This window comes from Streptomyces sp. NPDC057002 (assembly GCF_042673825.1).
Taxonomy (GTDB): domain Bacteria; phylum Actinomycetota; class Actinomycetes; order Streptomycetales; family Streptomycetaceae; genus Streptomyces.
The window spans coordinates 94193-118149 of the sequence record NZ_JBHURZ010000010.1; the positions used below are offsets into that span (position 1 = coordinate 94193).

A 23957-nucleotide genomic window follows, 5' to 3' on the forward strand; every position below is an offset into this window, starting at 1 on the left:
GCTGGTCGCGCAGTTCCCCGCGCCCCTTTGGGGCACTCACGCCAGCCACACCTTGTCGAAGCGCGCCCAGTCGAGGGTGTTGGCCGGGGCCTTGGTCTCGACTCCCCTGACGCCGCGGGCCGTTCCGAGGATCCAGTCGGCGAAGCCCCAGACGAGGAAGCCGCCCTCGGTGTACAGGCGGCGCTGCATCCGCTCGTAGACGGCGGCCCGCTCGGTCTTGTCGCGGGTGGACTGCGCCTGCTGGTAGAGGGCGTCGAAGTCCTTGTGCCGCCAGTGGGTGGCGTTGGTCGTGGAGTCGGTGAGCAGCCGCTGGGAGATGTGGGCCTCGATGGGCATGGCGCCGGAGCGGTAGCAGCACAGGGTGCCGCCGTCGAGGATGTCGCTCCAGTAGGAGTCCTTGCTGCCCGTCTTCACGTCGATCGTGACACCGGCCTTGGCGGCCTGGTCGCGGAAGATGCCGGCCGCCTCGGCGAAGCCGGCGGCGACGGCGGAGGTGTCCAGGGTGACCTTCAGCTTCTCGGCGCCGGCCTTCTTCAGCAGGGCGCGGGCGCGGTCGAGGTCCTGCTCGCGCTGGGGCAGACCGTCGGCGTAGTACTCGTAGCCCTTGCCGAACAGGTCGTTGCCGGCCTCGCCCGCGCCGGACAGGGCACCGTCGACGAGTTCCTTCCGGTCGGCGATGAGGAAGAACGCCTCGCGCACCCGCCGGTCGTCGAAGGGCGGCCGGTCGGTCTTCATGCAGAACGCCTGCATGGCGCTGTTGCGCAGCCGGACGATCTCGATCTGTCCCCGGCCCTCGTGGGCGCGGGCGGTGGTGGGGTTGAGTTCGTGGGCGTACTCGACCTGGCCCGCGAGGAGGGCGCTGACGCGCGCGGACTCCTCGTTGGCGACCACGAATTCGAGCTCGTCGAGGTAGGAGGCACCGTCCCAGTAGTCCTCGTGGCGGCGGAAGACTGCGGAGCGGCCGGGCGCGAAGGAGACGAAGCGGAAGGGGCCGGAGCCGATCGGCCGCCGGTCGAAGTCGGTCGCGTTCTCGGGGACGATGTAGGCGCCGAACGCGGCCAGAACGTTGGGGAATTCGGCCGTAGGGCGCTTGAGGACGAACTCGACCGACCGCTCGCCGGTGGCGCGGCTGGCGTCGAGGTCGATGGGTTCCAGGGACGCCTTGGCGCGGAACGCCTGCTTCGGGTCGGCGATACGGCGGTAGCTGTGGAGGACGTCCTTCGCGGTGACCGGCCTGCCGTCGTGGAAGGCGGCCTCGCGCAGGGTGACCCGCCAGCGGTCGAGGGTCTTGTTCGGCTCCCACGCGGCGGCGAGGCGGGGACTGGCGGAGAGATCGGCGTCGTAGTCGGCGAGCTTGTCGTAGAGGGCCTTGGCGCGGGCGACATCGGCGAACAGGCTGGCCAGATGCGGGTCGAGGGTCTCGCTCGCGCCGCCGCCGGCGAAGGCGGCGCGCAGCCGTCCGCCGCGCTTCGGCGTTCCGCCGCCGCTGTCCTTCTTGTCGTCCGTGCCGCCGCCGCAGCCGGTGAGGGCGAGGGCGGCGGCGCCGGTGGTGGCGGCGAGGAAGCCGCGCCGGCGCAGGCCGGGAAGGTGTTCGTCGTTCATGGCTGGTCCTTCGTGTCCTTCGGGTCAGGGGGTCTGGAGGCGCGCGACGACGTGCAGCCGGTCCCCGTCGGTGGTGGTGCCGGGCGACTCGCCCTGCCGCCAACGGGGCTCGGTGCGCGGGCCGGGACCGTCGTGCAGTTCGAGCACCTCGAAGCCGTGCGCGGTGAGGAAGCGCCGTAGCTCCTGCGGGAACAGCAGTCGCCAGGCGGAGTGCTGTGCGACGGGCGGGGCGCCGTCGTCCGTCGTCCAGACGCGGGTACGGCGGAGGAGCTGGGCGGTGCGGTCGACGGTCAGCGTGGTTTCCGACCGGTAGGCCGTGCCCTGCCAGGCGAATTCGTCGACGATCGGCCGGTCGAGCAGGTCGGTGCGGCCGAGGAAGTACGCCCCGTTGCGCATCTCGGCGACCAGCAGGCCGCCCGGGGCGAGGGCGTGGCGGCAGGAGGCGAGGAAGCCGTCGAGCTGGCCGTCGGTGTGGCAGTAGAGCAGGGAGCTGTCCAGGCAGACGACCGCGTCGAAGGTGTCGCAGCCCAGGTCGAAGCCGTGCAGGTCGGCCCGGACGTACGCGGGGCCGGGGTGGCGGGCACGGGCATGGGCGAGCATCGCCTCGGAGAGGTCGGCGCCGGTCACGGTCCGGCCGGACCGGTGCAGGGCGGCCGCGTCGCGGCCGGTGCCGCAGCCCAGGTCCAGGGCGCGGGGCCCGGCCCCGTGGCGGCGCAGACAGTCCTCGGTCCACCGGGCGGCCAGCCGTTCGGGGTCGGGGAAGCGGGCCTCGTACAGCTCCGGGTGGTCGGTGAGGAGGTTGGCGGGCTCACCTCCGCGGAAGGCGCTCATGCGGTGCTCCGCTCGCGCACCGGCTCCGCGGGGGCCGGTATCGCCCCGCGGCGGTACAGCCAGGCCACCGCGCCCGCCGAGCCCAGCCCGAACAGCGCACAGCAGACCCACGGCAGCCAGGGCTGCCCGTCGCTCTCGCCCGTGTCCATGGCCCAGCCGACGGCCGTGTTGCCGAGGGCGGCGGCGACGCCCGAGACGACGTAGAAGATGCCGAAGTACGTGCCGGTCAGCTCGGGCCGGCCGAAGCGCGGGATCAGCTCCATCACGAACGGCTGCGCGATCATGATGCCGAGGTAGAGCAGCAGCGCGCCCGCCAGCACGGGCACGGCTCCCGCCATGAGGGCCGGCGGCAGGAAGGCGAGCCCCATCACCGCGAGCCCGACGGCTATCCAACGCGCCCTGTCGCCACAGGACTTGAGGCGCTTGGTGATCCTCAGCTGAAGCGCCAGGTTGGCGACCGTGCCGACGAGGAAGACGATGCCCGCCGCCCCGTCCCAGCCGGTCGCCTCCCTGGCCCCGGCGGGCAGCAGCAGATACAGCTGGTTCTCCAGGGTGAACATGCCGACCATGGCGAGCGCGAAGGCCACGAAGGGCCGGTTGCCGAGTACTTCGCGCCAGTCCCCGAGGACGCCGCCGACGCTCGGCTCGACCTTCCGCGCGGGCAGGACCAGCGCCTGCGCCACGGTGAGGACGGCGAAGATCCCGGCCGCGGTGAGCGCGGACGTGCGGAAGTCGACGAGAAGCAGGGCGCTGCCCAGCAGCGGGCCGATGAGCGCTCCGGTCGTGGCGAACACGTTGAACAGCGCGAACGCCTCCGCCTTGCGCTCCCCGGCCTCCTGCGCGAGATACGCCCGCACGGCCGGGTTGAACAGCGCCCCCGCGAGCCCGCTCAGCACGGACGCGGCGAGCAGCACCGCCAGCCCGTCGCCGAGCGCGAACAGCGCGAACCCGAGGGTGCGCAGGGCACAGCCCGCGATGATGACGCCCCTTGCGCCGAGCCGGTCGGAGGCCGAGCCGCCGATGATGAACAGGCCCTGCTGGCTGAGGTTGCGGACGCCGAGGACGATGCCGACGACCGCCGCCGACAGGCCCAGATTCTCGGTGAGGTGGGTGGCGAGGTAGGGGATGAGCAGGTAGAAGCCGGTGTTGACGCCGAGCTGGTTGACCAGCAGGAGCCGCACGGCGAGCGGGAAGCGCCGTATCTCATGCCACGTCCGCACGGGCCGCCACCTCCTCGATTCCCAGGCCGGCGAGGCCGCTGGTGCGGACGACGCCGTCGGCGCCGCCGATCCCGGTCCACGGGTCGTGGGCGAGCAGCAGATGCCCGTCGAGGTCGGTCCAGCGGGCCCGGTCGGCCAGGTGGACGGCGGGGGCGAGTCCGAGGGTGCTGGCGGTCAGGCAGCCGAGCATCAGGCCGGTGCCGCTGCCCTCGATCAGCTCGGCGACGCGCAGGGCCGCGTGTACGCCGCCGCACTTGGCGAGCTTGACGTTGACGCCCTGGACGCGTCCGGCGAGGCGGCGGACGTCCTCCGGGGTCACGGCGTCCTCGTCGGCGATGACGGGCAGCGGTGCGCGCTCCGCGAGGGCGCCCAGGGCGTCCGGGTCGCCGGGCGGGACGGGCTGCTCGACGGCTTCGACGCCGAGGTCGGCGAAGCGCGGCAGCAGGGCGTCCGCCCGCGCCACGGACCAGGCGCCGTTGGGGTCGAGGAGCAGCCGGGCCCGGGGAGCGGCGTCGCGGATGACGCGCACGCGCTCGACGTCGTCCTCGGGGTCGGGGGCGCCCGCCTTGACCTTGATGACCTCGAAGCCGCTCGCGGCGAGACGCCGGGCCTCGGCCGCCGCACGGACCGGGGCCGTGATGCCGATGGTGCGGGCGGTCGCGGCGACGGGCGGGGCGGTGGTCCCGAGGAGTCGGTGCACGGGGACGCCCGCGCGCTTGCCGGTCAGGTCGAGCAGCGCCGACTCGACGGCGGCGGTGACCGCGGGCGGTACGTCACGCGCGGGCCGCTCCCCCGCCCGCAGGGCCTCCAGCGCGCTCTCCGGGTCGGCGAAACGGCTCAGGTCCACGGCGGCGAGGAGCCGTTCGAGCGTCTCGGTGCCGAGCCCGTAGTACACGCTGGTGACGGCCTCGCCGTGGCCGCGCAGTCCGTCGTGCTCGACGGTGAGCCATACGGCGTCGCGTGCGGTCATGGTGGAACGGGAGATGCGCAGCGGCTCGGCGAGTTCGAGGCGTACGGTGCGCAGGCTGGACTTCACGGGCTCTCTTTCTTCTGCGGGGCGGGGGCGGTGAGCGGGTCGCTGACGCGGGTGCAGCGGACCCAGCCGGCGGCCTCCGCCGCGTGCGGGTGCGGTATCTCGACGGGCCGGGTGGCCGCGGCGGCCGGGTCGAGGCCGTGGGCGGCGGTGAAGTCGTCGTCGTAGACCGTGCCGAGGTAGCGGTGCGGGCCGTCGGGGAAGACGGTGGCGACGACCGCCCCTGGGTGGACGCGGGCGGCCCAGGCGGCGACCCGGGCGGCGGCGCCGGTTGACCAGCCGCCGCTGACGAAGGCGCCCCGCGCGAGCCGACGGCAGCTGTCGACGGCCTCGGCCGGGCCGACCCAGTGGACCTCGTCGAAGGCGTCGTAGGCGACGTTGCGCGGGTGGATGCTGCTGCCCAGGCCGCGCATCAGCCGGGGCCGGGCGGGCTGGCCGAAGATGGTGGAGCCGGTGGCGTCGACGCCGATGAGCCGCAGGGCGGGCCAGTGCCGGCGCAGCGGGCCGATGATGCCGGCGCTGTGGCCGCCGGTGCCGACGCTGCACACCAGGATGTCCAGATGGTCGAGTTCGACGGCGATTTCGGCCGCGAGAGAGGCGTAGCCGGCGGTGTTGTCGGGGTTGTTGTACTGGTCGGGCCAGTAGGCGCCGGGCAGTTCGGCCAGCAGTTCCCGCAGCCGGGCAAGGCGCGCGGCCTGCCAGCCGCCCCGCTCCGCCGGGCGGTCGGCGATCTCCAGCCGCACCCCGTGGGAGCGCAGCAACTGGCGCATGGACGGCTCCAGTTCCCGGTCGCCGACCAGCACGACGGGATGGCCGAGGGCCTGCCCGGCGAAGGCGAGCCCGATGCCGAGGGTGCCGGAGGTGGACTCCACCACCGGGGCGCCGGGAAGCAGTTCGCCGCGCTCTCGGGCGCCCAGCAGCATGGACACGGCGGCCCGTGCCTTCATGCCGCCCGCGGCGAGCCCTTCGAGCTTGGCCCAGAAGCCGGGGTGCGGGCCCGGCAGGTCGGCGGTGATACGGGCCAGCGGGGTACGGCCGACCAGGGAGAGCAGTTCCCGTCGCGCGGGCGGGCGGAGCGCGGTCGCGGTCATCGCCCGCCTCCCGGACAGGAGCCGTCGTAGCGGTGCAGGACACCGGGGCCGCCGTCGAGCCAGAAGAACGGGTACGGCTCCGCGCACACCGCGCTCACGCCCTGCCCGAGGAAGCGCGGCAGCACGGCGCTCCCGGTCTGGGCGAACATCACCAGTTGCTTGCCGTATGTCAGCGCGTGCCGCCGCAGCGGTTCGAAGGTGCCGTTGCCCAGGGTCATGCCGGAGACGAGCAGCGCGTCACACCGGCCCGCCGCGGCGAGCGCGTCGGCGACGACCGGCTCGTCCCACTCGGTCGCGCCGCCCTTGAGGTCACAGGGGATGTAGCGCAGATCGCGTGAACGCAGCGCCTCCAGAAGGGAGTTGACCACTCCCACCACGAGCACCGTGGCGCCGGGCGGCAGGTCGAGCAGGCCGACGACCACCCGAGCCCGGGCCCGGGACTTCTCCAGGGACGACCCCGCGGGCAGCGGGACGGGGTCGGCCCCGTTCGCCGGGGCGTGTGGCAGGACGTGCATCAGATAGGCGTCGAGGGCCGCCACCCGCACCGCCGGCAGCGGATGCTCCAGCAGCCGGGCCACGTCCGCGCCCACACATTCCTCGACCGCGCTGTCGGGCAGCGCCCCGGGTTCGACCGCGCAGGAGCCGACCGCCTCGGCGAGACGCAGACTGAGCACCTCGTTGCGGTAGCCGGTGCCCCGCCCGGCGTGGCGAACTGCCTGCCGGGTGGTGAAAGCGACGGCGATACGCAGCGTGCCCGGGTCGGGCCCGAGGGCCCCGGCGCGCACCTGGTCCACGAGGCCGTCGTACGAGGTGCGGGTGCCGGTGAGGGCGGTCATCGGATCACCAGTCCGGCCCGCAGCCCGTCCAGCAGGGTCTCGACGCGGGCGCGGGCGCCGGGTCCGTCGGAGTCGCCCGCCATGACGTGCCCCAGGTACTCGTTGTTGCTGCCCGCCGCCTGCACCGCCCGCCCGGGTTCGGCCAGTTGCGCCTCCAGGACACCCGGCAGGTCGCGCACACCCTCGCCGTCCAGGGCTTCGAGGGTGCCCGAGGATCCCGGCACCAGGAAGCCGACGGCCGCGCTGCGCAGCCCGGTGTCCGTGTGCCGCAGGTCGGGTGCGCGGCCCAGGGCGACGTCCACGAAGGCGGCGGCCAGGTCGATCCCGGTGACGTGCCGTACGAGCTCGGTGATGCGGTTCCCGGCGGGCCGGGGGTTGACCTCGACCACGCGCGGCCCGGCGGAGGTCAGCTTGATCTCCGTGTGCGCCACGACCCCGTCGGTCAGTCCGAGGGCCTTGAGGGCGGCCAGCGCGGTCTGTTCGGCGGCCTCGGCGTCGGCGAGGGGCAGCGCGGCCGGGAACATGTGCCCGGTCTCGACGAAGGCGGGCGCCCCGCCGACGCTCTTGTCGGTCACGCCCACCACATGGACCGCGCCCGCGTACGACACCGTCTCGACGCTCACCTCGGGGCCGTCCAGCAGCTCTTCGAGCAGCACCACGGGCGTCCGCCGCTGTCCGCGGGCGTTGACCGGGAAGCCGGCCAGGGCCCGGCAGGCGGCGGCGAGCTGGGCCTCGTCGTCCACGCGGCGCACGTACATGCCCGCGCACAGGTCGACAGGCTTGACGACCAGCGGATAGCCGATGTCCCGCGCGGCCCGCGCGATGTCGGCCCACTCCTCCCGGACGGCGAAGCGCGGGCCCGGCACCCCCGCGTCGGCGAGGACGCGCCGGGTGGCGTCCTTCCGGCAGGCGTTCCGCACCGCCTCGGGCCCGGGGCCGGGCAGACCGAGGCGCTCCGCGATCCGCGCCACGGCCGGCAGGTAGTAGTCGCAGGACGTGACGACCCCGTCGAAGCCGAACACCCCGTGCAGCCGCTCGACCTCGGGCAGCAGCGCCTCGACGTCGTTGGTGTCGGCGGTGACGACATTGCGGGCGCCGAGCAGCGGATGGGCCGTTCCCTCCGGGGCCGAGCGCAGGTAGTGGTGCAGGTCACGGGTGAGGAACGTGAACGTGTGCCCGTTCTCCCGGATCGCCCGCGGCAGCAGTCGGCTCATGGACCCGACCCAGCTCTCGACCACCAACAGATGAGCCACAACTCCCCCTTTCAAAAGGTTGCCACCCGGAGACGCTATCGATAATCATTTTCATTGTCATCTTCTTGAGTGAAGTTCCCCGGAGACTCTCTTGACTCGTTCTCTGCGCCGCACCGCACTCCTGTGCGCTCTCACGGCCGCCACAGCCGTGCTCCCCGCGGGCCCGGTACGGGCGGCCGAGCCGCCCGCGCGCCTCCGCTTCTCCGCCTGCCCTGAAGCCGTCCCCCGCCCGGCGGCACCGGACCGTGTCGCGTGCGGACGGCTCACGGTGCCGCTGGACTGGCACCACCCCTCCGGGCCGCGCATCGAGGTGGCGGTCTCACGGGTCCGCGCCTCGGGCACCCCCGCCGAACGGCGCGGCATCCTGCTGGTCAATCCGGGCGGCCCGGGCGGCTCCGGGCTCCCCTACGCGGTCACGAAGCGGGCCAAGCTCCCCGAGAGCGTGCGGCGCGCGTACGACGTGGTCGGCTTCGACCCGCGCGGCGTCGGACGGAGCGCCCCGGTCTCCTGCGGCCCGATGGGTGGCCTCTTCGACAGCCCGGGCCCCGACCCGGTGCCGGCCGGGGCCACGGCGGAGCGGGCGTACCTGTCGTCCCTGCGCGACTTGGCCGACGACTGCGCGACGCACGCGGGCCGGCTGCTGCCCCATCTGTCCACCGAGCAGACTGCGTACGACATGGACGCGATACGCCGGGCCCTCGGCGAACCGCGGACGAGCTTCCTCGGCGTCTCCTACGGGAGTTGGCTCGGCGCCGCCTACACCGCCCGCTTCCCGCATCGCGTCGGCCGGATGGTGCTGGACAGCGTGGTGGGGCCGTGGGACTGGTACGACTTCGACGTGATCCAGAGCCGGGCTCTGCTGCGTCAGCGCGGGACGTTCTTCGCCTGGACGGCCGCCCATGGGGAGCGTTTCGGCCTGGGAGGGGCGCCGGGAGCGGTGCGGGAGGCGTATCTGCGGGTGCGCCGGGGACTCACCGCGCGGCCGGCGGCGGGCTTCGGCCCGGCGGAGTTCGACCGGGCGGTGTACCGCGCGCTGGGCCGCACCGAACGCTGGCAGGGCCTCGCCGACGGACTGCGCGGCTACCTGGCCGACGGCGACCCGGACGGGCTGCGCCCGGCCACCGCCTTCGACAGCCCGGAGTCACAGAACTACGAATCGGCCAACCGCGTCGTCAAGTGCGCCGACGGGCCGGGCCCCAGCCCCCGCGACATCGTCACGGACATCCGCCGCACCCGCCGTCTCGACCCGCAGCCGGTCCTGACGGGCATGGAGGCGAGCACCTGCGCCTACTGGCACCACCGGGCAGGCCACCGCACCCCGCTGGGCAGTCCGGACGCGCCGCCGGTCCTCCTCGTCGCCTCCGCGCACGACCCCGTCACGCCCGTCGAGGGGGCCCGCGGGCTGCGGCGCCTGCTGCCGGGCGCCCGCCTGGTCACCCTCGAGAACGACTACTCCCACGGCGTGTTCGCGAGCCGTGGCGACGCGTGCGTGGACGACACCGTGGCGGCCTATCTGGTGCGCGGCACGGTGCCGTCGGCGGACGTGCGCTGCGCGGGCCCGGGCCTTCCGACGGTCCGGTAGCGAGCGCCGGCCTCAGGCCTCCTTCCACACCAGCACGGTCAAGACCGCGTTCGCGACGGTGACCGGCGCGGCGGCCTGGCTCAGCAGCCGCACCCGCATACTGCGCCCCGAGGCGAGCCGCTTCGTCAGGGGCACGACGACGAAGCTTCCGCCGCCGGTCCCGGCGATCTCGTGGATCGGGTGGTCCGCCCGGTGCTCGTCGCCCTCGTACTCCGACATGCGCGCCTGAACCACCGCACCCGCCGGCAGACCGTCGATCTGGAGGCTGAGGGTCCCGCTGAAGCGGGCCGGGCCACGGGCGAACACGCTGCCGCCGGTGGCGTGCTGGCCGGTCTCGTCGGTCCACTCCGTGGTGAACTCGACCGAGTCCCAGGCGCCGGGCGCGAGCTCGTACTCCCCGGCGACACCTAAGTTGACGTACTGGGGCATGGGGTCCTCTCCTTCCCACCGGCCCGCCGGGAGGGCCAGGGCGTCGGCGACATCACGGCGGAAGTCGGCCATGTCGAATCCACGCGGGTCGACCTTCCAGTCGCTCCATTCCAGGTGGCCGATCGCGCTCTTGTGGCCCCAGCCGTGCGCGCGGCAGACCGCGACGGTGGCCTTGACCATGGCGAGGTACTGCTCGCGCGGCCACGGGTCCTTGCCGTCGCCCTTGTTCTCGCACTCCCAGCCGTAGAACCGGGCGTTGCCGTCGACCGCGCCGGCCGAGCCGTCGTGCTCGTGCGTGGCCGGCGGGTAGGTGCCGTACGACTCGCCTATGACGGCGTTCAGCACGTCACCGTCGCCGCCGCCGGCGTGGTTGGCCCGGCCGTTGCCGGTCAGGTGGACGACACCGTCCTTGGTGATGCACCCGGCGGCGAGCGGACCGGGCAGGGCGCTGTGGCCGTCGTAGATCAACCCGACGACGTCCGTGCCCGGTCCGGTGACGGTGTGGTGGATCACCACACCGTGCACAGGGCCCCAGGGGCCTATGTGATTACGGTTGTTGGTGCGCCAGCCGCTGACCTCGTGGACGGCGCAGCCCTCGGCCTTCAACGCGGCGACGAGCCGGGTGGCGGTGAGTGGTGTGGCCATGCGTCGGTCCTCCGTTTCGGCGCGCTCACGCCGGTCCGAAGACTGCGGGCCCGGCGGCGGAGCGTGCCTGCGGAACGCTTCGCCCGAACCTGCCCTGGAAACTCGCCAGGCCCTCACTCACCATTGTTCCGCCGCTTGCCTCCCCGCTCACCTCGCCGTGCCCCCGCACACAAATTCGGCGGGATTACGACCCTGCCACGGCAGGCGGGGCGGGGGCACTGTCAGTGGCCCGGCGTAGGGTCCGCTGCCATGAGCATCCCCGCCGTCGAGGAGTCCCGGGCCCGCATCGACGCCTGGCTGACCCGGCACGCTCCCCTCACCGACCGTGCGGACGCGCTGCCCATCACCCCGGGCATCGCCGGGCGTTCCTCGCTGCCTCGCGTTCTGGCCGACTTCGCGGACGCACTGGAGGGCGGCCTCCCGTTCCTCGGCCGGATCCCTCTCGCCGTGGACGGAAAACTGCTGTGGGAGGAGGAGAGAACCGTGCCCGCCGACCCGGTCTCCCCGCTGAGCCACGCCGGCGCGCTCGCCGAGCCGGAGCCGGAGTCGGGCCCGCCCTTCCCCCGACGGCCGGTCTTCCCGAACCAAGCCGAAAGTACCGTCCCGGAATCCACACATCGCGTCACCGAGGGAGGGACGCGGAGACTCGCCTTCGTCCGCACCGGCCGCCCCCAACCCGAACCGCTCCCGGACCAGCCGGACGTGGCGTTCGCCGCGGGGCTGACGCCGGGCGAGATGCTGCGCCGGCTCGGCGCGGTCCCCGCCACCGTCCGGCCGCGCGACCGCCGACAGGCCCAGCGGGCGGTGGAGTCGGCGTGGGCCGCGCACCGGCCGCTGGTCCGTGCGGGTGCCGTCGGCGGATGGGCGTACGCCACGGCCGAGGGCGGCGCCGCGCAGTTCGCCCGGCCCGAGGTGCTGCGCGCCCTGTCCGCCGGCACGCGGGTGCTGGTCCTGACCAGGCAGGGACCCGAGGTCGCTCTCACCTTCGCGGAGGACGGCGTGCCGTGCCCGGGGGAGGACATCCGGCGCGTCATGTCACCACGGGAGGGCAACCACGCCGGCGGACCGTGGGCGCGGCGCCTCGGTGTGGACCTCTGGCCCGGATCCACCGCCGCCTACACCGCCTTCCTGGCCGTCCTGGAAGGGGAGTTCGGGATCGCCTACGACCCGCACGCGGAGGGGCCGCAGGAGCTGACCAGCGCTCTTGTGCTGCCCCTCCTGGACGACCTGCCGGAGCGCGAACCCGAGGCGTGCGTACGGGACTTCGACCTGGCCGGGCTCGTGGAGCACACCCCGACCCGGCGACTGCGCACCGCCGTCGCGGCCCAGCTGGCCCGGCTGGCGGCCGAGACGCACCTCGACACCCACCCGGAGGTGACGGAGGCCCTCGAGCGGATCCGGCACGGCCTGCCGGTCGACTGCGACCAGCACGATCCCCTGGCCCTGCGGATCCGGACCCTGGCCGCGGAGGTGCACGCGACCAGGGCGACGCTGTCCGGCGGCGACGGCGGGCCCGTGTCCGAGGACGACCTCACCGCATGGGTCGCGCGAAGCGACGCGGCCGACGCGCTACGGACCTTCCTCCGCCACCCGGTTCCCGTCGCCGCCGAGGCGGTCCTCCAGCAGCGGATCTCCCCCCACTGGCGGGACGAACTCGCCGCCGACCTGGCCGACCTGGGCGACGTGTAAGCCGGCGGCGTGGCGCCCCGTTCCGCCGCGGTCAGACCATCTCGGGCTGGGGTTCCGGCTTCGGCACCGGTGCGGCCTCGGGCTCCCACACCCGCGTGGTCCGCATGTAGCCGTAGATCACGGAGCCCATCGCCGCTATGAGGAGGGGTCCGAACACCTGGGGGTGCGCGGCCATCTCCACCGGCAGATAGCGGTACGACACCAGGAGCGCGGTGAACACCGTCGTGCCGTAGGTGACCAGCTGGATTCCGGACCGGTCCCAGCCGCGTGCCTGTGCGCGCAGGGCCGCCTCGATGGTGAGCGTGAACACCACGCCGGCGATGAGATCCACGCCGTAGTGGTAGCCGAAGCCCAGCGTCGCGGCGAGGGTGGCGATCAGCCAGAACGTGCCCCCGTAGCGCAGCACGCGCGGGCCCCGGCGGGAGTGGAGGAAGATCGCGGTGGCCCAGGCCGTGTGCAGGCTCGGCATGCAGTTGCGCGGGGTGATCCCGTCGAACGGCATGGACTGCGGGGCGCCGATCGGCGGCGGCAGGTCGGGCCACAGGTTGGCCAGCGCCCAGTGGCCGCCGTCGGCACCGTAGGCGTAGACCGGCCCGACCACCGGGAAGATCATGTAGATGCCCGGCCCGAGGAGGCCGATCACCAGGAACGTGCGCACCAGATGATGCTTCGGGAAGCCGCGCTCGGCCGCCACGTTGCGCAGCTGGTACAGCGCGACGACGACCGCGCCCACCGCGAGCTGCGCGTAGACGACGTCGAGCAGCCCGACACCGACCGGACCGGTCGCCGTGACGATACGGCCCACCAGCCACGACGGATTGCCGAGCGCGTGGTCGGCGGACGCCAGGTACTGGTCGAGAACCGTCGGCTGGGTCTTCGACGTGATGAGCAGCCAGGTGTCGCCGGTCTTACGGCCGGCCACCAGCAGCAGTCCGAGCCCGACGCCCTTCAGCAGCAGAACGCGCTCCAGGCCGGTGCGGCGTGTGACGGCCATGACCGCTATGCCCAGGATCACCCACAACGCGCCGTTGCCGAACGGGTGTCCGTCGGCCAGGAACGGCGCGCCGATCGCCCACCGCACCAGTTGGAAGACGGCGTCGATGCCGACCGCGATACCGACCGCGATGAACCGTTGCCGCCGGTTGAGCACCACCAGCGCCATGGCCAGGCAGGCATACAGCAGCCAGCCCGACTTGGGAGGAAGTATCACCTCTTGCACCTGGCAGGTGATCGGCCCCGGCACGCCGTAGCGACGCGCGGCGATCTCCAGCACGATGAGGAATCCGAGGGTGATCACCCCCGCCATGGCCCATAGCAGCACACGCGGTTGACGCCATCCGGCGAACGTCGTTCTGCTGCCTATTCGCGCAAACCAGCGCGATGCCATGGATATCAATTTTTTAGTCAGTTTTCCGGTGAAGAAGGGCGATGGGTGCTGATCACAAGCTCGAACATGCTAGCGGAGCGATGCGGATGAGTCTCGCGATTACGGGTGATTCGAGCCGACTCGGATGGTCAGGGCATCGATCAGGGCCTTGGTGACGTCCTCCGTGGTGGCGGTGCCGCCGACATCGCGGGTGAGGGTGCCCGCGGCCGTGGTCGCCTCGATCGCGTTCCGCAGCCGGGCCGCCTGGTCCGGCAGGCCGAAGTGCTCCAGCATCAGGGCCGCGCTTCCGACCGCGCCGATCGGGTTGGCCAGGCCCTGGCCCGCGATGTCCGGGGCGGAGCCGTGCACCGGCTCGAACATGCTCGGGAAGCGGCGCTCCGGGTTGAGGTTGGCGCTGGCCGCGAGGCCCAGGCTGCCGGCCAGGGCGCTGCCGAGGTCGGAGAGGATGTCCGCGTTCAGGTTCGAGGCGACGACCACCGACAGGTCCTCGGGGCGCAGGACGAACTTCGCGGACATGGCGTCGACCAGGACGCTCTCGGTCTCCAGGTCCGGGTAGTCGGCGGCGACCCGCCGGAAGACGTCGTCCCACAGGACCATGCCGTACTGCTGGGCGTTGCTCTTCGTCACCGACGACACCTTGCGACGGCTGCGCGTGCGGGCCAGGTCGAAGGCGAAGCGCATGATGCGTTCGCAGCCGACCTCGGTGAACAGGGCCGACTGCACGGCGACTTCCCCGCCCGGCCCGCGACCGCCGAGGTTGCGCCCGCCGAGCCCGGCGTACTCGCCCTCGCTGTTCTCGCGGACGACGACCCAGTCCAGCTCGGTATCGTCCGCCTTGCGCAGGGGGCTGACGACGCCCGGCAGGAAGTGCACGGGGCGGACGTTGGCCCACTGGTCGAAGCTCTGGCAGATCTTCAGACGCAGGCCCCACAGGCTGATGTGGTCGGGGACGGTGGGCCAGCCGACGGCGCCGAAGTAGATGGCGTCGAAGTCCTTGAGCCGGTCGAGCCCGTCCTCGTCCATCATCCGGCCGGTGCGCTCGTAGTACCCGCAGCCCCAGGGGAACTCCTCCCACTCGAACGCGAAGGCTCCGCCGGAGTCCGCGGCCAGGGCGTCCAGGACGGCCCGCCCGGCGGCGACGACCTCCTTGCCCACGCCGTCGGCGGGAACGGCGGCGATTCGGAACGTGCGGGGTGCGGTGGTCATGGGTGCCTCCGGCTCGCTGTGAAGGGATCGGTTGCGAGTCAACACAGGGCGGTCGTACGGCGTCCAAGACCTGCTTCCGATGCGACGTATAGGCGCCGCCGATCGGTCACGCGTCAGGCGCCGTGTGCCGTTCGCCGGTACGGGCTGCCGGTGTCGGCCGCCGCCCGCCGCCGGGCGAGCGATTCGGTGAGGGCGAGGAAGGCGCGCGCGGCCGGCGTGAGGTGCGCGGGCAGGCTGACCATCGCCACGTGGAGTTGAGCGGTCGGCTCGATGGGCGCGACCACGGCACCGCAACGGCGGGCCAGCCGGGTCCAGGAGGACGGCAGGACCGCGACGCCCACGCCCGTGAGGACCAGCGGCAGGATCGAGGTGCGGTGGTCCACGACCGTCACGATCTCCGTGCCGGTGCCGCCCGCGGTGATGTCGTCGACGATGCTGCGCATCAGGCTGCCGGTGCGGGAGGCGATGAGTTTCTGCCCGGCGAGGTCCCCGGGGCGGATGGTGACGTCGTCCTCGATCGCCCCGCCCGGGGCGGCCACGACCACGAACGGCTGGTCCTCGACGTGCAGGACGTCCAGCCCGGCCGGCTGCACCGGATCGGCGCTGCCCAGCAGCCCCAGCTCGCACGCACCGCTGCGGACCAGGGACAGCACCTCGTCGGGGGTGAAGGCGGCCTGGGTGCTCACCGTCACGGCAGGATGCAGCTCGGCGAAGCGGTGGACGAGGGTCGTCAGCGGTTCGATGCCGGGCGAGGGCATGGTGGCGACCTCGACCGTGCCGCCGTGCAGCCCGGCGAGAGCGGCGGCGGTGTCCCGTACGGCCGCCAGGTCGCGCAGCACACGCCTGCTCGGCTCCAGCAGCTCCTGGCCGGCCTCGCTCACCACGACGCCCCGGCCCACCCGGTGGAAGAGGGCCACCCCGAGGTCGGCCTCCAGGTTCGCCATCGCCTGGGACAGCGAGGGCTGGGCTACGTGCAGGACGGCGGCGGCCTTGCTGAAGCCGCCGTGCTCGACGATGGCGAGGAAGTACTCCAGTTGCCGGGCGTCCACGGTGCCTCCCCGCTCCGTCCTGGTGCGACAGGCGAGCCTACCTGGCGGTTTCCGTTCTCTCTCGTCCCTCCCGCCCTTCCGAAGCGGCGGACAAGTCGCCGTCGTGCGCGCAGTCCTGGTCCGTGAGTTCCGTCAGCGCCTGGACGGAACGGAAGTGGGCGGCGGTCCGCTCGGCGGGCAACGTGCAGCGGCCCGCCACCGCGTGCACCTCCGTGCCGTAGCGGCGGGCCCGCCGGGCGAGCGCGACCGGCAGCTTGCCCGCCATGGACTGCTCGTCGAGCCCGCCTGCGGCCCCGGCACCTGGGGCCTCGGCATGCCTTGCGGCGTCCGGGACGCCCTCCGCCGCCAGCAGGCGTACGAAACCGGTGAGGGCGTCGTCCAGTTCCCGCACTTCTGTCCTGGTCGACGTCTTTCAGTGCGGCCCGGGCTTCGGTGATGTCGACGGTGTGGAGGTCGGCCAGTCCGCCACCACCCGGGCCGATCGCGGTGCCGTCCGCGCGGGCGAGCACCGGATCGCCTCGACGAAGACGGTACGTCCGTGTACCGCGACACCGGCGGTGGCAGGCTGCGCGGGCGGACGCCATCAGGGCGTCACCTCGGCGGGTTCGACGGGAGAGGGCTGGACGGGGGCGGGCGCACCGGCCCGGCCGGTCTTCTCGGACTCGGATTCGGACTCGGAGGTCGCCGGTGGTTCTCCCGCCTTGCCGGCGAGGACCGCGCGAGCCCTGGCGAGGTCGAGGCCGTTCTCCCATGTGGCGACGAACAGGGTGGCTACGGCGTTGCCGAAGAAGTTCACCAGCGCCCGGCACTCCGACATGAACTTGTCGATGCCGAAGATGAGCATGATGCCCGCGGCCGGGACGGAACCGACGGTCGACAGCGTCGCGGTGAGCGCGATGAAGCCGCCGCCCGCGACGCCCGCCGCGCCCTTGGACGTCAGCAGCATGACGGCCAGCAGGCCGAGTTGCTGGCCGAGGGAGAGGGAGGTGTCGGTGGCCTGGGCGATGTAGAGGGTGGCCAGCGAGAGGTAGATTGCCGCGCCGTCGAGGTTGAAGCTGTATCCGGTCGGCACGACCAGACCGACCGTGGAGCGCTCGGCCCCCATGAACTGCAGCTTGCGCATCAGCCCGGGCAGCGCGGGCTCGGCGGTCGAGGTGCCGAGGACCAGCCAGAACTCCTCCTTGAAGTAGCGGAAGAGCTGGAAGATGTTCAGCCGCACATACAGGGCGAGTACTCCGCCGAGCACGACCACGACGAACAGGGCGGAGGTGACGTAGAAGAGGAGGATCAGCGAGCCGAGGCTGGTCAGCGTGGACAGGCCGAACTTCCCGATGGCGTACGACATCGCGCCGAAGGCGCCCAGCGGCGCGGCCTTCATGACGAAGGAGAGGACCTTGAAGACGACCTCGGTCAGCCGTCCCACGGCCGCGATGATCGGCTCGCCCGTCTTCCCCACCATCTTCAGCGCGATGCCGAAGACGACGGCCAGGAAGATCACCTGGAGGATGTCGCCCTCGACGAACGGGCCGAAGAAGCTGTCCGGCACGATGTCGGTGAGGAACTCCCACCAGTGCTGGTGCTCGCCCTGGTCGATGTACTGGCTCGCGTCGCCCGAGGTCTTGAGCGTCGACGGGTCGGCGTGCACGCCGTCGCCGAGCCGGAAGATGTTGATCGCGACCAGGCCGGTCAGCAGGGCGACGATCGTGCCGACCTGGAAGTAGGTCAGCGCCTTGATGCCGGTACGGCCTACCTTCTTCAGGTCGGCGACCCCGGCGATGCCGCCGATGATCGTCAGGAACACGATCGGGCCGATCAGCATCTTCATCGCGGTGATGAACGTCGTACCGATCGGCTCCATGCCGGTGGCGAGATCCGGCCATCGCCAGCCCAGCACGATGCCGATCACGATCGCCACCAACACCTGTACGTACAACTGCCGGTACCACGGCGTCCCGGCGATGCGCACGGCTTGCTCGGCTCGCTCGTTGCCCGGGGTATGCGTCATTGCAGCCTCCCTGATCGCGCGACACCGGGCCCGACCGGTCCGCGCCAGCTTGCGCCACAGTGAACCGGCGCGCCGCTCAGGGGGTCCACGACCAAAAATCGATGCCCCGTATAGGCAGGGCCTATGGGGGGACGAAACTCTCCCTGCCACGCGTGGTGCCGGTGGTGCCAGACTCCCGACTGACCAGCCCCGCTGCCAAGGTGATGCGAAGGCGTACGTATGTCTGCTGAACTCCCCGGGCCCGCCGCCCCACCCCCCACCGGCCCCAGTGACCCCGCCTCGGCTCCGAGTCGGCGCACGTTCATCGCCACCGGTACCGCGGTCGGCGGCGTCGTCGTCGCGGGCGGCGTGATCGGAGGGACCCTTGTCGGGGACGCGGGCGAGGCGAACGCCGTCGACAGGCCGCCCTCCAGCCGTTTCTCCCTGACGGTCAACGGCACCCGGCGGACCGTGACGGTGGACAACCGGACCTCGCTGCTCGATCTGCTGCGCGAGCACTTCGGCCTGACCGGCTCGAAGAAGGGCTGCAATGCCGGGGCCTGCGGGGCGTGCACCGTGCTGGTCGACGGGCGCCGGGTCAACTCCTGTCTGACGCTGGCGGTACGGCTGGAGGGCGCCGAGGTCACGACCATCGAGGGCCTGGCCGACGGCGACCGGCTCCACCCGCTCCAGCAGGCGTTCATCGACGAGGACGCCTTCCAGTGCGGGTACTGCACGCCCGGGCAGATCGTCTCCGGGGTCGGGTGCATCGAGGAGGGACACACCGGCTCGCCGGAGGAGATCCGGGAGTGGATGAGCGGCAACATCTGCCGCTGCGGCTGCTACGTCAAGATCGTGCGCGCGGTCGAGCAGACCGCGCGCCGGAAGTGAGGCCCGCCGATGCACCCCTTCGACTTCACCAGGGCGTCCGACACACGTGAGGCCCTCGACGCGGGCCGCCGCGGCGGCCGTTACATCGCCGGCGGCACCACCTTGGTCGACCTGATGCGCGAGACCGTCGAACGCCCCGGAACCCTCGTCGACATCTCGCCCCTGCCGCTGCGCGAGGTCGCCGTCACCGAGCGCGGCGGGCTGCGCATCGGTGCCCTGGTCTCCATGTCCGAGGCCGCCGCCCACCCCAAGGTGCGCACCCTGTTCCCCGTGATCTCCGAGGCACTGGAGCTGAGCGCTTCGGCCCAGCTGCGGAACATGGCGACCCTCGGCGGCAACATCATGCAGCGCACCCGGTGCACGTACTTCCGCGACGTGACCGCCGACTGCAACAAACGCGACCCCGGCTCCGGCTGCGCCGCCCTGCGCGGCCACAACCGCACCCACGCGATCCTCGGCACCTCCGACCACTGTGTGGCCACCCACCCCTCCGATGTGGCCGTGGCGTTCGCGGCGCTGGAGGCGCGGGTGCGTCTGCTGGGGCCGGACGGCGAACGCCAGGTCCCCTTCGCCGACTTCCTGCTGCGGCCGGGCAACACCCCGCAGCGCGAACAGGCCATCAAAGAGGGCGAGTTGATAACCGCCGTCGAGATACCGGCGCAGCCGAGGCCGCTCAAGTCGGGCTACCTGAAGGTGCGCGACCGGCAGTCGTACGAATTCGCCCTGACCTCCGCGGCCGTCGCCCTGCATGTGCGCGGCGGGGTGATCCGGGAGGCGAAGGTCGCCGCCGGAGGCGTGGGCGCCGTGCCCTGGAAGCTGTCCGCCGTCGAGCGGCACCTCATCGGGGAGCGGCCCTCCGAGGGCCTGTGGGAGGCCGCCGCCCGGCGGGCCGCCGACGGTGCCCGCCCGCTCCGGCACAACCGGTTCAAGGTCGAGCTGCTCAAGCGGACCGTCGAACGCCAGCTGCGCGTCGTAGGAGGTACGAAGTGAGCCCCCAGCCGCGGTCAGCCGTGGGTGCGCCGCTGTCCCGGGTGGACGGCCGGCTCAAGGTCACCGGCAAGGCCCTCTACGCCGCCGAGCACGACATCGACGGGACGGTGCACGCCGTCATCGTCGACGCGTCCGTCGGACGCGGCCGCGTCACCTCCCTCGACACCCGTGCCGCCGAAGCCCACCCCGGTGTGCTGAAGGTGATCCACCACCGCAACGCGCCCGAGCTGCCGTACCGCGACAACGCCGGCTCGAACAACCCGCCCGGGCGCAGGCTGCGGGTCTTCCAGGACGACCGGGTCCGCTTCCACGGCCAGCCGGTCGCCGTCGTCGTCGCCACCACCCTGGAGGCCGCACAGCACGGCGCGAGCCTGGTCGAGGTCGGCTACGACGCCGAGCAGCCCTCGACCGATCTGCGCGAGGCCACCCCCGGCACACCGACGGCCTACGCGCGCGGTGACGCCGAGGCCGGACTGCGCGACGCCGCCGTACGGCTGGACCTGACCTACCGGACCGCCCGCAACCACCACAACCCGATGGAGCCCCACGCCACCATCGCCCGCTGGGACGGCGGCAGGCTCACCGTCTGGGACAAGACCCAGTGGGTGGTCGGGACGCAGACCGAACTCGCGGCGGTGTTCGGCCTCGGCATGGACGCCGTGCGGGTCATCTCACCCTTTGTCGGGGGTGGTTTCGGGTCCGCGCTGCGCTGCTGGCCGCATGTGGTCGTCGCCGCGCTGGCCGCCCGGGAGACGGGGCGTCCCGTCAAGCTCGTCCTGAGCCGCAAGCAGATGTACCTCGGCACCGGGTTCCGGCCGTCGTACGAGTACCGCCTGCGCCTCGGCAGCGACCGGCGCGGCCGGCTGAGCGCCGCGGTCCACGAGATGGACGCCGAGACCTCGTCGTACGAGACGTTCACCGAGGGCGTCATGGCGGCCGGTCAGATGCTCTACAGCATGCCCCACGTCCGCCAGGCGTACCGGACGGTGCCGCTGGATCTGCCCACGCCGCTGTACATGCGCGGCCCCGGCTTCCAGACGGCCTCCTTCGTCATCGAGTCGGCCATGGACGAGCTCGCGGACCGGCTCGGCGTCGACCCGATCGAGCTGCGCCGCCGCAACGAGCCCTCCGAGGACGAGTCGAGCGGGCTGCCGTTCTCCACCCGCCGGCTGCGCGAGTGCTACACGACCGGCGCCCGCGAGTTCGGCTGGCACCGACGCGTGCAACGGCCTCGCTCGCGGCGCGAAGGCGACTGGCTGATCGGCATGGGCATGGCCGCGGGCGTGTACGACACCGCGCGCATGCCGGCCCGGGCCCGCGCCCGGCTGGACGCCGACGGCACCGCGCGGGTCGAGGCCGCCGCCACCGACATGGGGCCCGGCACCTACACGTCCCAGACCCAGGTCGCCGCCGACGCCCTCGGGCTGACCATGCGTACGGTCACCTTCCGGCTCGGCGACTCCCTCTTCCCGCCGACCCCGCCGCACGGCGGCTCGATGACCATGGCCAGTGTCGGCTCCGCCGTCCTCGACGCCTGCGACAGGCTCCGGAAGCAGGCCATCCGGCTGGCCGTCGAGGACGAGGAGTCGCCACTGCACGGCGTGCCGGCCGACGAGGTCGAGGTCCGCGGCGGACGGCTGCACGTACGCGGGAACCCGGCGCGCGGTGAGACGTACCAGCGGCTGCTGACCCGCAACGACCGCGCCCGCCTGGAGGCGGAGGGCTCCTTCGCACCGCCGTCGGGGCCCGAACGCCACTCCTTCTACGGCTACAACGCGACCTTCGCCGAGGTCGCCGTGGACGCGGCCCTCGGGCTGGTACGGGTGCGGCGCGTGCTCGGGGTGTACGACGCGGGCCGCATCATCAGCCCCAAGCTGGCCGACAGCCAGGCGATCGGCGGCATGGTGGGCGGCATCGGCACGGCCCTGCTGGAACACACCGTCACCGACCACCGCGACGGGCGGATCGTCAACGCCAACCTCGCCGACTACCTCGTGCCCGTCAACGCCGACGTCCCCGATCTCAAGGCGATCTATCTGAACGGTGAGGACCCCGAGGCCGACCCGCTCGGCGTCAAGGGCCTCGGCGAGCTGGTGATGATCGGCGTGGCCCCGGCGATCGCCAACGCGGTGTTCAACGCCACCGGCCGCCGCATCCGCGAACTGCCGATCACGGCCGAGGCGTTGCTGTGAGCACCGGGGAGCCGGACCCGTGCTGAACATCGCGGACACCCTGCACCGCTGGTGCCGCGAGGCCCGCCCCTTCGCCCTGGCCACCGTCGTCGACGTGCACGGCAGCGCACCCCTGCCGGCCGGCACATCGGTCGCGGTGGATGCGGACGGGACCGCGGTCGGCAGTGTCTCGGGCGGCTGCGTCGAGGGGGAGGTGTACGAGCTGTGCCGGCAGGTGCTCCGGGAGGACGACGGTCCCCGGCGCGCCCGGTTCGGCTACTCCGACGACCACGCCTTCGCCGTCGGCCTGACCTGCGGCGGCGAACTCGACGTCCTCGTCCAGCGCGTCGATCCCGCGACCGGGCCGCACCTGGCCGCCGCCTTCGCGGACGTCGTGGCGGGGCGGCCCGCAGCCGTCGCCCAGATCGTCGACGGGCCGGAAGAGCTGCTCGGCCGGACCGTGTACGCCGACGCCGCCGGAGGCACACATCACGGCACCCATCAGCATGCGTTGACCGATGCGCTGCGCGGGGAGGTCGGCGCACGGGCGCACGCGCTGCTCCGAGCCGGACGCACCGCCCGGGCGGACGTCGGCGGGGAGTACGACGGCTGCCCGGAACGGCTGACCCTCCTCGTCCACGTCCACGCGTCCCGGCCCCGCATGCTGGTCTTCGGCGCGGTCGACTTCGCCGACGCCCTCAGCCGGGCCGGCCGCTTCCTCGGCTACCGGGTCACCGTCTGCGACGCCCGCCCCGTCTTCGCCACCACCGCGCGCTTCCCGCACGCGGACGAGGTCGTGGCCGACTGGCCCCATCGCTACCTGGCACGGACCGAGGTGGATCCCCGCACCGCCGTCTGCGTCCTCACCCACGACGCCAAGTTCGACATCCCGCTGCTCCGCCTCGCCCTCGGTCTGCCCGTCGGATACGTCGGCGCGATGGGATCCCGGCGCACCCACGACGAACGCCTGCGGCTCCTGAGCGAAGCCGGTGTGTCCGAGGAACGACTGGCCCGGCTGCGCTCCCCCATCGGCCTCGACCTCGGCGCGCGGACGCCCGAGGAGACAGCCGTCTCCATCGTGGCGGAGATCATCGCCCACGCCCACCAGGGGACGGGCCTGCCCCTGACCGGGGGCGCGGGCTCGATCCATCGCACGCGGGCACAGGCCCGGTTGGCCGGGGCGGTGCCGTCAGCCGGGCGGTTGTGAGGCCGACAGGTCCTGGTCGGTGGCCCAGGAGGCGAGGATGCGCAGGCGTTCATGGGTCGGGGAGCCGGGCGCGGCGGTCCAGACGGTCAGGTGCTGGTCGGGGTCGGTGTTGGCGGTGAGGGTGTCCCAGTCGAGGACGAGTTCGCCGACGACCGGGTGGTCGAGGGTCTTGGTGCCGACGGTGCGGGCGGCGACGCGGTGGTCGCCCCACCACTGGGCGAACTGTTTGTCCCGCAGGGACAGTTCACCGACCAGCTCGATCAGGCGCGGGTCCTCGGGATACTTCGCCGCCTCCATCCGCAGCTGGGCCACGGAGATGTGCGCGGAGGTCTCCCAGTCGGCGTACAGGGTGCGCATGGCCGGATCCGTGAAGATGATCCGCGGGTAGTTGCGGTGCTTCTCCGGGACGCGGGAGAAGTCGGTGACCAGGGCGGCGGCCAGCGCGTTCCAGGCGAGGATGTCCCCGCGCCGGCCCTGCACGATGGCAGGGGTGGCGGTGAGGTCGTCCAGGACCCGCTGGAGTTGCGGCTGGACCGTCTGCCGGCCGCGGTGCCGGGCGCGGGTGGTGGTCTTGCCCGCGAGCTGGAAGAGGTAGCCCCGCTCGTCGTCGTCCAGGTGGAGGACCCGGGCGAGGACGTCCAGCACGGGCGCCGACGCCTGCATACGGCCCTGTTCGAGACGGGTGTAGTAGTCGGTGCTGATGCTGGCGAGCTGGGCGACCTCCTCGCGGCGCAGCCCGGCCACCCGGCGGGGCCTGCCGCTCTCGGGCAGGCCGACCGTGCGGGGGCTCAGCTCCGAGCGGCGCTTCTTGAGGAATTCTCCCAGCTCATTGAGGGGGACGTTGCCGGTCATGCTTCCCAG

The 23957-nt window shown here is 72.8% G+C and carries 20 protein-coding genes; 6 read left to right on the plus strand and 14 right to left on the minus strand.

Annotation, left to right across the window (positions count from 1 at the left end):
• Positions 1–36: 36 nt before the first annotated feature.
• The 7 genes from ACFT32_RS37970 to ACFT32_RS38000 are packed head-to-tail and all read right to left on the minus strand — an operon-like array spanning position 37 to position 7866.
• Positions 37–1602, minus strand: coding sequence for an ABC transporter substrate-binding protein (locus ACFT32_RS37970; protein ID WP_382498274.1), 1566 nt, complete (start codon positions 1600–1602; stop codon positions 37–39).
• A gap of 24 nt (positions 1603–1626) precedes the next feature.
• Positions 1627–2433, minus strand: a complete 807-nt coding sequence (locus ACFT32_RS37975; RefSeq protein ID WP_382498276.1) for a class I SAM-dependent DNA methyltransferase — start codon at positions 2431–2433, stop codon at positions 1627–1629.
• Complete coding sequence (locus ACFT32_RS37980; RefSeq protein WP_382498277.1) at positions 2430–3653, minus strand: MFS transporter; 1224 nt, start codon at positions 3651–3653, stop codon at positions 2430–2432. Before ACFT32_RS37980 ends, ACFT32_RS37975 begins: the two co-directional genes overlap by 4 nt.
• Positions 3637–4689, minus strand: a complete 1053-nt coding sequence (locus ACFT32_RS37985; RefSeq protein ID WP_382498279.1) for a dipeptide epimerase — start codon at positions 4687–4689, stop codon at positions 3637–3639. The genes ACFT32_RS37980 and ACFT32_RS37985 overlap by 17 nt, the downstream gene beginning before the upstream one ends.
• Positions 4686–5777 carry a PLP-dependent cysteine synthase family protein gene (locus ACFT32_RS37990; protein ID WP_382498281.1) on the minus strand — a complete coding sequence of 364 codons (1092 nt, stop codon included), beginning with the start codon at positions 5775–5777 and terminating at the stop codon, positions 4686–4688. Before ACFT32_RS37990 ends, ACFT32_RS37985 begins: the two co-directional genes overlap by 4 nt.
• Entirely contained in the window at positions 5774–6613 is an 840-nt protein-coding gene (locus ACFT32_RS37995; protein ID WP_382498283.1) for a Rossmann-like domain-containing protein, read from the minus strand. The genes ACFT32_RS37990 and ACFT32_RS37995 overlap by 4 nt, the downstream gene beginning before the upstream one ends.
• Positions 6610–7866 carry an ATP-grasp domain-containing protein gene (locus ACFT32_RS38000; RefSeq protein ID WP_382498285.1) on the minus strand — a complete coding sequence of 419 codons (1257 nt, stop codon included), beginning with the start codon at positions 7864–7866 and terminating at the stop codon, positions 6610–6612. Before ACFT32_RS38000 ends, ACFT32_RS37995 begins: the two co-directional genes overlap by 4 nt.
• A gap of 91 nt (positions 7867–7957) precedes the next feature.
• Between ACFT32_RS38000 and ACFT32_RS38005 the strand changes: the two genes are divergently transcribed.
• Complete coding sequence (locus ACFT32_RS38005; RefSeq protein WP_382498287.1) at positions 7958–9448, plus strand: alpha/beta hydrolase; 1491 nt, start codon at positions 7958–7960, stop codon at positions 9446–9448.
• Between the two features lie 12 nt (positions 9449–9460).
• On the opposite strand, the gene ACFT32_RS38010 is transcribed toward ACFT32_RS38005, so the two are convergent.
• Positions 9461–10522: an N-acetylmuramoyl-L-alanine amidase gene (locus ACFT32_RS38010; protein ID WP_382498288.1), complete on the minus strand. Its 1062-nt coding sequence runs from the start codon at positions 10520–10522 to the stop codon at positions 9461–9463.
• 249 nt (positions 10523–10771) lie between these two features.
• Between ACFT32_RS38010 and ACFT32_RS38015 the strand changes: the two genes are divergently transcribed.
• Entirely contained in the window at positions 10772–12211 is a 1440-nt protein-coding gene (locus ACFT32_RS38015; RefSeq protein ID WP_382498290.1) for a hypothetical protein, read from the plus strand.
• Between the two features lie 31 nt (positions 12212–12242).
• Here ACFT32_RS38015 and ACFT32_RS38020 read toward each other — a convergent pair whose 3' ends face one another.
• From ACFT32_RS38020 to dctA, 5 genes are all read right to left on the minus strand, one after another.
• On the minus strand, positions 12243–13517 hold the full coding sequence (locus ACFT32_RS38020; RefSeq protein ID WP_382498292.1) for a phosphatase PAP2 family protein: 1275 nt from the start codon (positions 13515–13517) through the stop codon (positions 12243–12245).
• Between the two features lie 180 nt (positions 13518–13697).
• Positions 13698–14804 carry a tartrate dehydrogenase gene (locus ACFT32_RS38025; RefSeq protein ID WP_382498294.1) on the minus strand — a complete coding sequence of 369 codons (1107 nt, stop codon included), beginning with the start codon at positions 14802–14804 and terminating at the stop codon, positions 13698–13700.
• Positions 14805–14917: 113 nt separating this feature from the next.
• On the minus strand, positions 14918–15853 hold the full coding sequence (locus ACFT32_RS38030) for a LysR family transcriptional regulator (RefSeq protein ID WP_382498296.1): 936 nt from the start codon (positions 15851–15853) through the stop codon (positions 14918–14920).
• A gap of 37 nt (positions 15854–15890) precedes the next feature.
• Positions 15891–16244, minus strand: coding sequence for a glycerate kinase (locus ACFT32_RS38035; protein ID WP_382498298.1), 354 nt, complete (start codon positions 16242–16244; stop codon positions 15891–15893).
• 192 nt (positions 16245–16436) lie between these two features.
• Complete coding sequence (dctA, locus tag ACFT32_RS38040; protein ID WP_382498300.1) at positions 16437–17858, minus strand: C4-dicarboxylate transporter DctA; 1422 nt, start codon at positions 17856–17858, stop codon at positions 16437–16439.
• A 219-nt stretch (positions 17859–18077) separates the two neighbouring features.
• On the opposite strand from dctA, the gene ACFT32_RS38045 reads away from it, so the two are divergent.
• From ACFT32_RS38045 to ACFT32_RS38060, 4 genes are read left to right on the plus strand one after another with little or no spacing between them, the layout of a single operon-like run.
• On the plus strand, positions 18078–18728 hold the full coding sequence (locus ACFT32_RS38045) for a (2Fe-2S)-binding protein (protein ID WP_382498301.1): 651 nt from the start codon (positions 18078–18080) through the stop codon (positions 18726–18728).
• Between the two features lie 9 nt (positions 18729–18737).
• Positions 18738–19718, plus strand: coding sequence for an FAD binding domain-containing protein (locus ACFT32_RS38050; protein ID WP_382498302.1), 981 nt, complete (start codon positions 18738–18740; stop codon positions 19716–19718).
• Positions 19715–21910, plus strand: coding sequence for a xanthine dehydrogenase family protein molybdopterin-binding subunit (locus ACFT32_RS38055; RefSeq protein WP_382498304.1), 2196 nt, complete (start codon positions 19715–19717; stop codon positions 21908–21910). Before ACFT32_RS38050 ends, ACFT32_RS38055 begins: the two co-directional genes overlap by 4 nt.
• A gap of 19 nt (positions 21911–21929) precedes the next feature.
• The gene (locus ACFT32_RS38060; RefSeq protein WP_382498306.1) at positions 21930–23096 is read left to right on the plus strand and encodes an XdhC family protein; all 1167 of its coding nucleotides are present in this window, start codon (positions 21930–21932) and stop codon (positions 23094–23096) included.
• Here the strand turns inward: ACFT32_RS38060 and ACFT32_RS38065 are convergent.
• Positions 23079–23948 carry a helix-turn-helix domain-containing protein gene (locus ACFT32_RS38065; RefSeq protein WP_382498308.1) on the minus strand — a complete coding sequence of 290 codons (870 nt, stop codon included), beginning with the start codon at positions 23946–23948 and terminating at the stop codon, positions 23079–23081. The genes ACFT32_RS38060 and ACFT32_RS38065 overlap by 18 nt on opposite strands.
• Positions 23949–23957: the final 9 nt, after the last annotated feature.